At 66.5% G+C, this 13,429-nt stretch carries 10 protein-coding genes, 1 tRNA gene and 1 pseudogene; 4 read left to right on the top strand and 8 right to left on the bottom strand.

What is annotated here, in order from left to right; translation table 11 throughout:
• Together E1263_RS00700 and E1263_RS00695 are read right to left on the bottom strand one after the other, a co-directional pair.
• Window positions 1–1,020: 2-dehydropantoate 2-reductase (locus tag E1263_RS00700; RefSeq protein WP_238161010.1), on the bottom strand; the 1,020-nt coding region annotated here is incomplete at its 3' end.
• Between the two features lie 133 nt (window positions 1,021–1,153).
• Window positions 1,154–1,945, bottom strand: a complete 792-nt coding sequence (locus tag E1263_RS00695; protein WP_132164164.1) for a hydroxypyruvate isomerase family protein — start codon at window positions 1,943–1,945, stop codon at window positions 1,154–1,156.
• 267 nt (window positions 1,946–2,212) lie between these two features.
• On the opposite strand from E1263_RS00695, the gene E1263_RS00690 reads away from it, so the two are divergent.
• Window positions 2,213–2,416 (top strand): cold-shock protein, encoded by a 204-nt coding sequence (locus E1263_RS00690; RefSeq protein WP_132164162.1) that lies wholly within the window; start codon window positions 2,213–2,215, stop codon window positions 2,414–2,416.
• Between the two features lie 44 nt (window positions 2,417–2,460).
• Here E1263_RS00690 and E1263_RS00685 read toward each other — a convergent pair whose 3' ends face one another.
• The 3 genes from E1263_RS00685 to E1263_RS00675 are packed head-to-tail and all read right to left on the bottom strand — an operon-like array spanning window position 2,461 to window position 6,602.
• A complete protein-coding gene (locus E1263_RS00685; RefSeq protein WP_132164160.1) occupies window positions 2,461–2,949 on the bottom strand; it encodes a GNAT family N-acetyltransferase in 489 nt (162 codons plus the stop codon).
• A complete protein-coding gene (locus E1263_RS00680; protein ID WP_132164158.1) occupies window positions 2,946–3,359 on the bottom strand; it encodes a M23 family metallopeptidase in 414 nt (137 codons plus the stop codon). The genes E1263_RS00685 and E1263_RS00680 overlap by 4 nt, the downstream gene beginning before the upstream one ends.
• A gap of 33 nt (window positions 3,360–3,392) precedes the next feature.
• Window positions 3,393–6,602 (bottom strand): tetratricopeptide repeat protein, encoded by a 3,210-nt coding sequence (locus tag E1263_RS00675; protein ID WP_238161009.1) that lies wholly within the window; start codon window positions 6,600–6,602, stop codon window positions 3,393–3,395.
• Window positions 6,603–6,764: 162 nt separating this feature from the next.
• Here E1263_RS00675 and orn point away from each other — a divergent pair, with 162 nt between their 5' ends.
• Window positions 6,765–7,373, top strand: a complete 609-nt coding sequence (gene orn / locus E1263_RS00670; protein WP_132164154.1) for an oligoribonuclease — start codon at window positions 6,765–6,767, stop codon at window positions 7,371–7,373.
• Window positions 7,374–7,442: 69 nt separating this feature from the next.
• A tRNA-His gene (locus E1263_RS00665) sits at window positions 7,443–7,515 on the top strand.
• Window positions 7,516–7,703: 188 nt separating this feature from the next.
• On the opposite strand, the gene E1263_RS00660 is transcribed toward E1263_RS00665, so the two are convergent.
• The 3 genes and pseudogenes from E1263_RS00660 to rfbB form a co-directional block, all read right to left on the bottom strand.
• Window positions 7,704–8,033 (bottom strand): hypothetical protein, encoded by a 330-nt coding sequence (locus E1263_RS00660; RefSeq protein WP_132164152.1) that lies wholly within the window; start codon window positions 8,031–8,033, stop codon window positions 7,704–7,706.
• 160 nt (window positions 8,034–8,193) lie between these two features.
• Window positions 8,194–8,428, bottom strand: a pseudogene (locus E1263_RS44250) (integrase core domain-containing protein); the annotation flags it as partial.
• 77 nt (window positions 8,429–8,505) lie between these two features.
• On the bottom strand, window positions 8,506–9,501 hold the full coding sequence (rfbB, locus tag E1263_RS00650; protein ID WP_202868651.1) for a dTDP-glucose 4,6-dehydratase: 996 nt from the start codon (window positions 9,499–9,501) through the stop codon (window positions 8,506–8,508).
• A 1,181-nt stretch (window positions 9,502–10,682) separates the two neighbouring features.
• Here rfbB and E1263_RS00645 point away from each other — a divergent pair.
• Window positions 10,683–13,427 (top strand): LuxR family transcriptional regulator, encoded by a 2,745-nt coding sequence (locus tag E1263_RS00645; protein ID WP_238161011.1) that lies wholly within the window; start codon window positions 10,683–10,685, stop codon window positions 13,425–13,427.
• The last annotated feature ends 2 nt before the right edge of the window (window positions 13,428–13,429 follow it).

The following is a 13,429-nucleotide window of genomic DNA, read 5'->3' as shown; positions in this document are numbered from 1 at the left end:
CGGCAGCGTCAGAGGTGTATAAGAGACAGGGGCCAGGACCGGTCCGGTGCCGATTTTGGTGGAGAGGAGATCAGCGACGGCATGTACGGCGCGCAAGGTCGGGGCAGGCGTACTAGTCAGGTCGGCCAGCTCGACTACGGCGGCGAGGATGACGTCCAGCTCCAGGGGTTTGTCTTTCTCGAGGTCCTGGAGCATCGACGTCTTGTGTCCGCCTACTCGCTCGGCGCCGTCGATGCGCTTGTCGACCGAGATGTCCGGCCGGCAGCCGACCGCGGCGGCGATCTCCAGCGACTCCTCCATCATCAAGCGGATCATCGCCCGTGTCCCCTGATGGGTCGCGATCTCGACCATGGTCGCCCGGGCGAGCGCGCTGATCGGGTTGAACGCCGCGTTCCCGAGCAGCTTGATCCAGATGTCCTTGCGGATGTCGTCCTCGACCGGACACTTCAGCCCGCCCGCGATCATCGCGTCGCTGAACGCCGTACACCGATCGGAGACTCCCCCTCCCGGCTCCCCGATCGAGAACCGCGTCCCCTCCAGATGCCGGACGAGACCAGGCCCTTCGAGCTCGGTCGAGCAGTAGACGACGCACCCGACCGCCCGGTCCAGATCGAGCACCCGCGTCACCGAACCGCCCGGGTCCACCGACTCGACCCGGCGACCTTCGTACGGACCCTTCAGCCCGTGGAAGTACCACCACGGAATCCCGTTCTGCGCTGCGATGACGACCGTGTCAGCATGCAGCAACGGCTCGATCAACGGGCCGGCCGACGCATACGAGTTGGCCTTCAGCCCAAGGAACACATAGTCGACCGGTCCGACCTCAGCCGGATCATCCGTCGCCGGGGTCCGCGCCTCGAAGTCGCCGCGCGGACTCAACACCCGTACGCCGTCCCGCCGAATCGCCTCCAGATGCGCACCGCGGGCGATCAGGTGCACCTCGGTCCCACCTCGGTACAACGCAGCACCGACGTACGCGCCGATCGCCCCGGCGCCGAGAACCGCAACCTTCATCGTCATCACTCCCTCGGCCCGGACGCAGTAACCAACAGATGGGTGGTGCCTTCGTGGCGGAGGATCTCCACGGCAGCGCGGGCAGCGGTCATTCGGGGCATACCAGCTCCAATCGAGCGGGACCGGTGGGGCAGCTGGATCAGCGGATCCAGGCGAAGCTTTCGGCAGTACTGCCGGACGGCTTGTACTCCAGTGCGATCCAGCCGGCGTAGCCCGCGGTGGCGAGCTCGGCGAGGTACTGGTCGACCGGGATCTTCCCGGTGCCGGGTTCGTTCCGGCCGGGCGCATCGGCGAGCTGGACGTGCGCGATCCGGTCCGCGTACGTCGAAATCGCCGCACTCACGTCGTCCCCGTTGACGGTCAGGTGATAGATGTCGAGCAGCAGGCCGATCGCACCGGACTGCTGCCGAACCCGATCGACGACTGCGACCGCGTCGGCTGCGGTCTTGAGCGGGTAGCGATCGACACCACTGACCGGCTCGATTAGTACGACGCCGCCCAGCGCCCCGGCGGCAGTTGCAGCCAGCGCAAGGTTCTCGGCGGCGAGCTCGTCCTGCTCCTCGGCACTCACGCCGTCGACACGGTTGCCGTAGAGCGCATTGAACGCGCGGCAGCCGAGCCGCTCCCCGATCCCGAGTACAACCGGGATGTTGTCGCGAAACTCGCGAGCCGTGGAGGGTGACGACAGCAGACCGCGATCACCGGCCGGCAGGTCGCCGGCCGCGAAATTCAGCCCGATGAGCTGGACACCAGCGTCCGTGATCGCCCGCTCGAAGGCGTCGACCTCGGCATCACCAGGCAGATGCGAGTCGAACGGCCACCAGAACTCGACCGCCTCGAATCCAGCCGCCTTCGCCGCAGCGGGACGCTCGAGCAGCGGCAGCTCGGTGAACAGGATCGAGCAGTTGACCGCGAACCGGGCAGTATTCATCGACCTCACCCTCCGAACTGGCTTTGTATACCGCATACAGTAGGCCGAGCAGGGAGTGAGGTCAAGGTCACACTCAACGACGAAGGTTCTCGTGATTCGCCGGTTGCGGACCGGCGCCCTGTGCTAGTGTTGTCACCGGTTGCAGTTCTTGCAGTTCCTCGATCGTTCATTGACGCCCGCGGATTTGTGATCCGCTCGGGCGTTTTCTTGTTTATCGGCCGGGTTTACCGCAACCAACACAACAATTTCTTTAGAAAGCGGTACATCATGGCCAGCGGTACAGTGAAGTGGTTCAACGGCGAAAAGGGCTTCGGCTTCATCTCCCCGGACGGCGGCGGCGCGGACGTGTTCGTGCACTACTCGGCGATCGCGACCGACGGCTTCCGTAGCCTCGACGAGAACCAGAAGGTCGAGTTCGACCTGACCCAGGGCCAGAAGGGCCCGCAGGCGGAGAACGTTCGCCCGGTCTGAATGACTTAGAGAAGGCCCGGTCACTTCGGTGACCGGGCCTTTTTCTATGCCCAGAGGTGCTCGCCGTCGTCCATCTCGTCGGTGCGAGTGAGCCCGACGGCTGCTGCGACAGCAGTTGACGCTCCATGATCAGGGTGGATGTGGGCGATCACCCGCAGGTCCTGAGCCCTGAGCCGGTCGGCCAACCCGACAGCCGCCTCCTTGGCGTAGCCGTGGCCCTGCCAGGCAGTGCCGATCACCCAGGCGATCTCCGCCGTCCTACCGGTCACTGTGCTCTGCACATAGCCGATGAGCTCGTCACCAACCTGGATCACCCAGTTGAGCCAGTGCTCGTCGATCCTGTGCTCGTCAGATTTGGCCGGTCCGGCGACCTGACGCTCGTACCGAGCCTGTAGCGCCTCCACCGTCGGCGGCTCACCACCTGTGAACGCATAGAGCGCCGGATCAGCCAGTACGGCGGCCATCTGCTCGGCGTACCGAGGTTCGAGCGGGAGCAGGCGCAGGCGGGCAGTGCTGAAAGGGGCCGCGATCACGTGATCACGGTAGCGCCGGGCGGCTCGGCAGCTCCCTCCACGGCCGACTCACCCGGCGCCACCACCCGCATACGGGCGTTGGTGTGCAGGTCGAACTGGGGCTTGCGATGGTCGCCGGCCTGGTACGGCGCGACCCGCTCCTCGTAGTGCAGCGAGGATTCGGCGGCGCACCCGAGCAGTTCGCCTGTTTCCACGGTCTCCCCCTGGCTGACCGTTGGTTCGGACAGCCGCCGGTAGAGGTGCCAGATCGCGTTCGACTCGAGCACGACCTGGTCACCATCCACGTGCACCACCACACCGGCCAAAGCCGCCCGGACCGTTCCTCCGGGCACCGTGCGGTAGTCACGACCGGTATGGCCGGCCGGGTCGAAGTCACGGACCACCTCTGGTTTGTGCACCGGCGCTGCCATGAGCAGATGGTGCTGGCGAATCTTCAGCCAGTCTTAAAGTCGCGCTGGAACGGCCGGGTAGGGAGCCGGCTCGACCTCTAACTCACCCATCCGCTGGACGTACGTGCGGTAGGCCCGGCGTGCCTCACCGTGCGCACCGCTCGCCTGGAACGCCGAGACCAGGCCCAGGTGGGCGCGCTCGTCGTACTGGTCGCGCTGGAGGATCCGCAGCAGGTACCCAGCCGTCGCATCCGGGTCCCGACGTCCCCGCTCGGCCAGGACCCGTGCCACCCGGACATAGAGTGCCCGGGCCTCCTCACGCATGCCGGCCGCCCAGTCGGCGTACACGTCCTCTTCAAGGAAGTCACCGCTGTACGCCGCCTCCGCCGACCGGAGGAGTCGCAGGTCGCTCGTGTTGAGCCCTTCCCGGGCGTTGTGCAGGAACTGCTCGACGTCGACAGCAGTCTGGTCACCGTCGAGCCAGATGGTCGCCCGGTCGGCGCCGATGAAGCGGTCCGGCGGGTACTTCTTCTCTGGGTCGAGAACTGAGCGCACAGTCGACAGCGCCACCGATAGGCGCGGTGACGCCACGGACTCGTCCTGATCCGGCCAGAGCAGGTCCAGGAGCTGCACGCGGGCAACTGGGCGGCATCGGCGAGCCACCAGGATCTTGAGCAGGTCCCGTGCCTTCTTCGATGGCCACTCCCCCAGCTGGATCGCCTTCCCGCCACGCAGGACACGGAAGCCACCGAGGCACTCCACTTTCACCGCAGGAGGACCGGTCTGGTCGCTGGTGGCCAGCGCCGCGGCCGCATAGCGGGTCGCACCGGCTGCCAGGAAGCGCTGGTGGGCTCGCATGGCCAGCTCGCGGCCCTCGACGCCGGTGGTGCGCTGCGCGAGCATCAGCTCGGCCCGAGCCTCGCCCAACTGGTCGCCTAGCTCGCTGCGGATGTTCAGCACCTCGTGGAGGACCGATCCGCCACCAGCCTCGGCGTACAGCTCGAGTGCGTCGGCCAGACCGGCGCGGTCGCGACGCTTGCGACAGAGCGCCGCAGCCTCCTCCGCACTGGCCGCAGCCTCGGCGTTGTTGCCCGCATGCAGCGTGACCCAGCCCAGCGCGACCAGTGCACCGGAGAGACCGAGGACCGGGCCATAGGCAACGGCCTGCCGTGCCATCTCGGCCAGCTCCGCAGCGCGCCGCGGCTCCTCCACTGCCAGCACTCTCGCCAGGCCGGCCAGCGACGGGACCAGCGACTGCATGTCCTTGGTCGCCTCACTGATCGCGATGGCTTCCTCGAAGCAGGCCCTGGCCATCGCGCGGTCGCCACGCTGGCGGTAGACCTCGCCCAGCACCGAGAGCGGTTGCGCGACGCGTTTGGAGTCCAGCTTCTGGTAGAGCGAGCGGGACGCCTCCAGCTCACCGATGGCCTCGTCCAACCGGCCCAGTCGCAGCAGCGCCTCGCCACGGTTGTTCAGGGCCAGCGCACGGAACACTGCGAAGCCCGCGCGGTCCGCAAGCTCCAGTGCGATGTCGAGCTGCTGCAGACCGAGCTCGTAGTCGCCCTCGACGATGTGGTGCGACGAGCGGTTCACCCGGATCCGGATCGACTGCAGGAGATCACCAGCGCGCTCTGCGTGTTCCAGCGCATGCAGGTAGTGCGAAGAGTTGCCGCTCGGGTCGCTGTCGACCGCGGCCAGCATCGCCAGCACGGTGTGCGAGATCGCCAGCGCCCTGTCGTCACCAGCCAGCTTGGCGGTCTGATACGCCGAGCCGACGAGCGCCCGGCACTCCTCGAACTCACCACGCAGCCAGTGCGCACCCGCCCACCACGCTTGCAGCAGTGCCTCGTCTGACGGCTGCTGCCCATCAATGCGACCACGCCGGTACGTCGCGATCGCCACATCGGTCTGTCCGCGCAGATGGTGGATCAGGCCGAGCCGCCAAGCCACGCCTACTGGGATCTCGCCGTCCGGATCGATGATGCGGTCAAAACACTCGACCGCACCTTGCCAGTCGCCGAGCACTTGGCGTGCTTCGCCTTCCAGCTGGTCCATGGCTGCGTCACGTAGCTCTGTCGGCAGTGCGGCGACCGCTGCGACCACTACCTCGGCCATCCCGCCAGCGACCATCGCATGGCCTGTCTCAGTGAGCATCTGCGCGACTCTGGCTGGGTCCACCGACTGATAGCAGGCCAGTGCATCACGGTGCTCACCCACCGACTCAAACCACTTACCTGCTTGCAGAGTCAGCTCCGCCTGGTCCTGCTCGTCGACAACCAACCTGTCGTTGGCGAAGTTCTTGACGAGTGGATTGAGTTCGTAGCCGTCCGCCTCGCCGGCCGAGACCAGCAGTCCTCGGGTGCGCAACTGGTGCAGGGTGTCCGGGTTGTCGGTGAGGCCGATCGCCTGACAGAGCTCGGTTCCGAACCGCGGAAGCACAGCCACGGCCGCGACCAAGCGCCGTACGGAGGGAGGCTCTGCAGCGAAGACCTCCTCAGCCAGGTAGTCGTACAGCGGCCCGTCCGATCGCAGGGCCCGCCGCAGCCGACCAGCACGCTCTGCCGGGGGCGCTGTCCGCAGCGCCTCAACAGCAAGCCGTACGGCGGCCGGCCAGCCCTGCACCGCCAGCTGCAACGACTCCGCGAGGTCCTCGGTACCTTCACCAAGCACCTTCTCCAGTACGGCGAGGGTTTCGGGAACTGTGAAGGCCAGAGCGGTAGCGTCGATCTCCAGGACCTGCCCACGGCCGCGGAGCCGGTCGATCCCGAACGGCATTGAGGTGCGCGAGGCAACGACCAGGTGCACATTGGCCGGGGCAATGCGGACCAGACCCTCGATCAGTCGAGTGGCCGGCGCCTCTGGGCCCAGCTCGTGCAGATCGTCGAGCACCAGAACCAGGTCCTCGTCGAGGTTCTCGCTCAGGGCATCTGCCAGCAGGGCGGCGTACGCGAGCGCTCTGGTCTCCTGCTCGGCGTCTGCGTCCGGGCCGCGGGGACTCTGAAGCTCTGCCGGGATAGCGGCGAGCGCTGGGACCTGAGTGCGCAGTGCGTCCACCAGGCGCGCAACCATGCCAGCCAGCGACGCATCCTCGGCTCGCACGGTGTGCCAGGCACAGGTGCGCCCGGCCGCCCAGGCAGACAGCAAGGTCGACTTGCCGAAACCTGCATCCGCAACGACAGTCAGCAGCCGTCGCTGCACGCCTTCGTCGAGCAACGCGGTCAGCCGCGGCCGCTCCACCGTCCCCGTCCCAGATTCCCTTGGCACAGATTCCACCAGTCCCGCACCTCCTCCCCCGGTGAATGGTCCCGGATTGTCGCCGGAGCAGCAACAGTACGTAGGCGCGGGGGCGCCGTACCGAACTGAAACAACCCGTCTGCGGCCAGCCGGTCGTCAGAGTGTCCACGGTCGGCCGTAAGGTGAGTGCCCATGAATGACCGGCTGGTGTGGATCGACTGCGAGATGACCGGCCTCGACCTGGCGGCAGACGCCACGATCGAGGTTGCGGTGCTCGTCACCGACTACGAACTGAATGTGCTCGGTGACGGAATCGACCTGGTGATCAAGCCACCGGCCGCCGCACTGGAGCAGATGGGCGACTTCGTCCGCAACATGCACACCGAGTCCGGCCTGCTCGCCGAACTCGACCAAGGCATCGAGCTGGCCGACGCCGAACAGCAGGTCCTCGACTTCATCGCCGGCTACGTCAAGGAGCCCCGCAAGGCCGCCCTGGCCGGCAACTCCGTCGGCACCGACCGCACCTTCCTGGTCCGCGACATGCCCCGCGTCGAGTCCCACCTGCACTACCGCAACGTCGACGTCAGCTCCATCAAGGAGCTCGTCCGCCGCTGGTATCCGCGCGTCTACTACGCCACCCCCGCCAAAACCGGCAACCACCGCGCCCTGGCCGACATCCGCGAAAGCATCTCCGAACTCCGCTACTACCGGCAGACCGTTTTCGTCACCCAGCCCGGCCCCGATTCCGAGACCGCAAGAGCCGCAGCCACCGCCGTCAGCACCCCGCCCCCCGGCGTCTGAACCCCCGATTTTTGCTTCCCGTCCATCATCGCTATGATTGCTCCGCTGCTGCAGTAAAGAGTGGCGATGGTGGGTATAGCTCAGCTGGTAGAGCACCTGGTTGTGGTCCAGGTGGCCGCGGGTTCAAGTCCCGTTACTCACCCGAGGTAAGAAACCCCAGAGAGGGAGCCTGGAAAGGCTCCTGACCTGGGGTTTCTTCATGTACACCCAACAGTCCGCCCGCTTAGCCGGTCACCGCTAAGGTCTGCGAGCCCCTGCGGCGTATCACAGACATCTCACAATCCACTGTGCAGGGCCTGTCCGAGCTGCGCGCCCGCAGAGCGCAGCGCGTCATGGAACGCGTGCTGGTACTGCTCGGTGATGGACGTCTGTGATCGGCGGCAGCCCGGCTTCCTTCGTCAGCTGCTCAAACAGGTCTGAGTAGTACTGCGGACGCAATGGCTGGCCGAGCTCGTCGACCATCATCAGCCCGCTGCCCACGTACGGCGCCTTCGGCAGCCCGTCTGACCTGCGAAGCCGGCCGATCCACGAGCGCACGCCGGCCTCGCTGATGAGGTCGCCCTGTGCGCGCAGCTGCCCGAGCATCGACAGCCACCATGCCCCTTCAAGCCGGTGGCCCTTCACGTACTCCAGAACTCGACGCTGTGCTGCGACTGCCACGACGCCCGTCGCTCCCGCACGCTCCTGCGTTTCTTTCCTCGATCCTTCACGGCCCGGCCGTCCCACGAGTATCTGGAGGGCGGCATCCTGAAGGAGTCGTTCGGCACCCTTCGGAATGGGGTCGACCCGGTTCGACGGACAGGGTTGATGTGAGGGTGGTTCACGCTACCTGTTGATGGGTGGTGGCGTGGAATGATTCGTAGCTGGTGGGGCTGAGATAGCCGAGGGTGGAGTGGCGTCGGCGGCGGTTGTACCAGCCTTCGATGTAGTTGAAGATCGCGCTGGTGACGCCTTTGTAGGTCGGCTGGGTGTGGCGCTGGATCAGCTCGGTTTCACGGTCGCGAAGAAGGACTCGGCGACCGCGTTGTCCAGCATTGGCCTCGGCGGCCGCCGGACGTTCGAGTGGGTCGGCTCCAGTCCCTGCACCCCGGACGGCCTGCCGCTCGTGCAATCGGTGTAACGCACACCGAGGTCAGCGGCCGAGGAGTTTGTACCTGGCTTCGGTCTGGGATTTCGCGGGCTTCCACCAGGTCGGGTTTTCGCGGTACCAGGTGATGGTGGCTGCCAGGCCTGCTGCGAAGTCGTATGTCGGTTGCCAGCCCAGGTCGGTGCGGAGCTTGGTGGTGTTGTTGGAGTAGCGGAGGTCGTGGCCGGGGCGGTCGGGGACGTGGTCGTAGGCCGTCGGTTCCTGGTCCATCAGGGTCAGGAGTTGTTCGATGATCTGTCTGTTGCTGCGTTCGTCGCCGGAGCCGATCAGGTAGGTCTCGCCGATTTGGCCGGCTGTGATGATGCGGTGGACTGCGTCGTTGTGGTCGGTGACGTGGGTCCATTCGCGGACGTTGTCGCCGGCGCCGTAGAGCTTGGGTTTGTCGTCGAGCAGGACGTTGGTGATCTGGCGCGGGATCAGCTTCTCGACGTGCTGGTAAGGGCCGTAGTTGTTGGCACAGTTGGAGATCGTGGCCTGTACGCCGTACGAGCGGACCCAAGCGCGGACGAGCATGTCAGAGCTTGCCTTGCTCGCGGAGTATGGGCTGGAAGGGTCGTACGCCGTTTGCTCGGTGAACTGTTCGACCGAGTCCAGCGGGAGGTCGCCGAAGACCTCGTCGGTCGAGATGTGGTGCAGGCGCTTGTCGTGGCGGCGTACGGCCTCGATCAGGGTGAAGGTGCCCACGATATTGGTCTGGATGAACGGCGACGGGTCGTTCAGCGAGTTGTCGACGTGTGACTCGGCGGCGAAGTGCACGAGTACGTCGGTGTCGCGGACCAGGCCGTCAACCAAGGCCGCGTCGCAGATGTCGCCGTGGACGAAGGTGACCTGGTCCGACACCTGGTCGAGGTTACGCCGGCTGCCGGCGTAGGTGAGCGCGTCGAGCACCGTCACCGCGACGTCCGGGAAGCGCCGCACCGTGTCGTGGACGAAGTTCGAACCGATGAAGCCTGCCCCGCCCGTGACCAGCATCCGCCGCATGACAAGCAGGATACCCGGCGGCTGTATCCGCGATCGCGCTTTCCAGCAGCGCGGTGACCGTGGGCGCCAGTGCGGTGACGCCATGCGGCGACCGGACTGATGAGCGCGGCCGCCGGGGTCGGCAACAGCACAAGTGCGTCTGCCGCCCGGTGGCGCCAGTGCTGCTGGGTGGCTGACTGCTCGTCTTCGTCACCGCGCTGCACGAGGTGACGATCTCCAGCCTGCTGTCCGGGCCTCGCAGCCAGACGCTGGCGCAGCAGGGCCAGGTCGAGTTGGAATAGAAGTGGTCAACGATTCGTTGTCATCTCGATCTCATTTGCCCAAATCTCTTGACGAGTCAGTGGAATACGCCTCAGGATCGGCTGTACTAAACTGGTAATCAAGTGGTAAGAGGTTTCTGGCTCGACGGCACTGCACTGTGAGGCGGCCGGTCGAGTCGACGTGAGGACAACCGCAGTGGAAGGGACTCCTCGTGGTATCCATCCCACGATCGAGGCGGATCGGCATTGTTACCGTCGCTTCGGCCACCGCCCTGGCAATCGGACTATCGGGCCTGGCTCAGGCCTCGGCAACTCATATCGCAACTGATCCGGCAGGAATCAAGGCTCAGGGTGGCCAAGCCCATCCGACGATCACCGATGTCACCTCGTGACCGGTGATCGGGTCAGTGTCTGTCAAGCGACCGTCGAGTCTGGCGCGGGCCGCCGCAGAAACATAGTCGGAACCTACCGGGTGCAGGACCATCTGTACGTCGCGTCCGATGTGCGGCAGCAACTTGCGAGGGCCGTCTGGACCGCCGGTGCCGCCCAAGCATTTGCCCAGGGCACGGACGTGGTGCCGGTCACGGCAGGAAACACCGGAAGGTGAACAAGAACACTCTGAGGTGGGAGTTCTTCCGGGCTCCCCGGTAAACCGCAATAACACGCCGAGATTGCCGACTGGCGACGAGCGCGTGACCGCCCGTGGAGCAATCGCCAAAGCCCAACGTCTATGACGCTCTACACCTGTTGGCAACCCTTGTTTCGACGGATTTTCGTTGAAATTGTCAACCATCGCATGACACCTTGCGATTCTCCAGCTACTGCGCGTTCAAATCGGAGGCCCGCCATGCCTTGCTCGCCCCGCCTGACCGCCACTGCATCCCGAAGTCCGGGTTCGTGATGGATTCCAACGTGCGATCGATGCCGCCGGTCCGCGGCCGAGAAGTGCAGCTCGCTCAGATGAGCATGCTGCTGTACGGCGTTACACCCACTCAGCGGAGCAAAGTCCTCCTGGTGGAGGGGGCGCCCGGCATCGGCAAGACCCGTCTGCTGATGGAAGCGGCCGCCATCGCCGAAAGGAAAGGCTTCGCGGTCGCCAGCGGCGTCCCGGCCGAGATCGGGGAGACCCGGACCTGGCTGGGCAAGGACGCGAAACGCCTCCCCACCATGGTCGCGCTCGACGATCTGCAACTGGCGAGCTGCAGCTCACTAGCGGAGTTGTGTGACCTCATCGTGGCATCCAGCGATCGCCCGATCCTCTGGCTGCTCGCCTTCACTTCTGACCGCGATACCGGGCAGAACGAATCGTTGAAGACCTCGCTCGGCAAGCTCCGGGGCCGAGTTCCGGTGGAACCCCTGCGGGACCTGGAGCCGCTCTCGGGTGACGCGTTGGCGCAACTGGTCGCCGACCTCACGGGAGCCGTCCCCAGTCCAGCACTGCTTGCCCTGGCAGATAGCCTCAACGGCACACCGCGTGCAGTCATCGACCTGGTCCAGGAACTCATGACGGACGGCGACATCTGTACTGTCGACGGCACCTCGCGGTTACAACCCGACTCACACAGCGCCGCCCCCGCCGGGCTCGATGTCTGCACACCTCCGCCGGTACCCAAACGCTTTTCCACCCTGATGCAGGAAGATCTCCGGTCACTGTCCGCCCCCACCATGACAGCGCTCAGACTGGCAGCGGTGCTCGGATCACCGTGCGCACCGGAGGACCTGTCGGCGCTACTGGGTGAAGGACCTGTCGGTCTGCTGGCCGCCGTGGACGAAGCGGTCAGCCGACGACTTCTGGTGTGTGGCGAGCACGACCTCGCGTTCCGCAGTGAGCCGATCTGGCGGGTGCTGCTCGACTCCGTGCCGCCTCCGGTGTGCGCGCTGCTTCGCCGGCAGGCCGCGGAGATCCTGCTGTCACGTCCCGACGGCCTCGAACGGGTCGCCTTGCAGCTGGTGCACATCGTCAAGCCTGGCAACACGGAGGAGCTGCGCCTCATCGCCGAAGGAGCCCAACGGCTGCTGGCCACGGATCCGTCCACCGCGGCGTCGCTGGCGACCCGGTGTCTGGCGCTGCTACCCCCGGGGCAGGCCGACTACGTGCGCCTGGCGAAGATCGCGGTCGAGGCGTTCACCAGAGCGGGCAAGCTGGACCGGGCCATCGCCCTGGCGACGGACACGATCGAGGAGTCCGCGCAGCAAACCCCCCCGGGGCAGACTGCGTTCGCCGACGACATCGCCGAGCTACAAGCGTCGATGTCGACCGCACTGCTGCTGCTGGGAGACATACAGCTGGCCCGCCAGGCGGCTGGAGCGGCGTTGGCCACCCAGGAGGGTTGTTTCGAGCGCCGCGGCGAGGCCGTGATCACCCATCTCGCCACCTCTTACCTGACCGGCGACAACACTGCGGTCGAACAAGCACAGAAGATTCTCAGAGCACCCGACTATCACACCCAGGCCGTGCAGGTCGGCGCGATGACCTTCCAGGCGCTCGGTCAGTGGCATGACGGCCGGGTCGGCGACTCGGTGGCGACCTTGCGTGAGGCCGTCGCGCTCGACCGCTGGGGCGAGGACGTACAACTCCTCGATCCGCGCTGGTTCCTGGCCTTCGCGCTGACCAGGACCGACGAATACGAGGAGGCCGAGGCGGTCGTCCAAAGCTTCGTCCAGACGGCCACCGCGGAGGTGCGCACTCTGGCCGACGCCGTACCGGCCGTTCTCCGAGCGCCGTTGCATCTCGCCCAGGGACACCTCGACGAGGCAGAGAAGGCGGCGCGCATCGGGGCGGGTACGGATGGACCCTGCGTACCGATGCTCGCTCCGCAGGCCTGGCTCGTGCTGGCCCAGATCGCCCTGCGCCGGGGCGCGCTCCCCTTGGCCGGCGATCACCTCAAGACCCTGGAGAAGAACTTCCCGCATTATCATTCGTCAAGTCCCTGGTGGGCCTCCCACCTGCTGCTGAAAGCACAGCTGACCGAGGCCCAAGCCGACTCCCCCGCGGCGATCGCGGTGCTGGCCGAGATCGGCGTGGACGACGGCGCGCTCCGCGAACTCGTGCTGGAGGATCCGGCCGCCGCGCCCTGGTTCGTCCGCTGCGCGCTCGCGGCGGACCGGCCGGATGTCGCCCGAACGGTCATCGATACAACGGAGTACCTCCGCAACCACAACCAGCAGGTTCCCGCGGTGCTAGCCGCGGCCATGCATGCCCGCGCGCTCGCCGAGGGAGACCTGGAGACTTTGGCTGAGGCAGGCCGGCTGCACCGGAACCCGTGGGCCCGGGCCACCGCCGCCGAGGACCATGCCGGTCTCCTGCTCACCCGGGGTGATCACAAGACCGCGATCAGCGAGCTGGACGGTGCGATGAGCGCGTACGCCGCGCTCGGCGGCGAGCGGGATGCCGCCCGGGTACGGGCCCACCTGCGCCGGCTCGGTGTGCGGCGCCGGCACTGGACGCACGCGAAGCGCCCGGCCTCCGGCTGGGACAGCCTCACCAAGACCGAACGGAAGGTGGCAGAACTGGTGGCCAGCGGGCTCACCAACCAGCAGGCCGCCAGCCGCCTGTTCATCTCCCCACACACGGTCGGGTTCCACTTGCGGCAGATCTACCGCAAGCTCGGCATCCGGTCCCGGACAGCCCTGGCTCTGGTTCGGTTCAAGCCCAGCACCCCCTGACG

The sequence above is a fragment of the Kribbella antibiotica genome (assembly GCF_004349055.1).
Lineage (GTDB): Bacteria > Actinomycetota > Actinomycetes > Propionibacteriales > Kribbellaceae > Kribbella > Kribbella antibiotica.
This window is presented reverse-complemented; position numbering and strand designations above follow the sequence as displayed.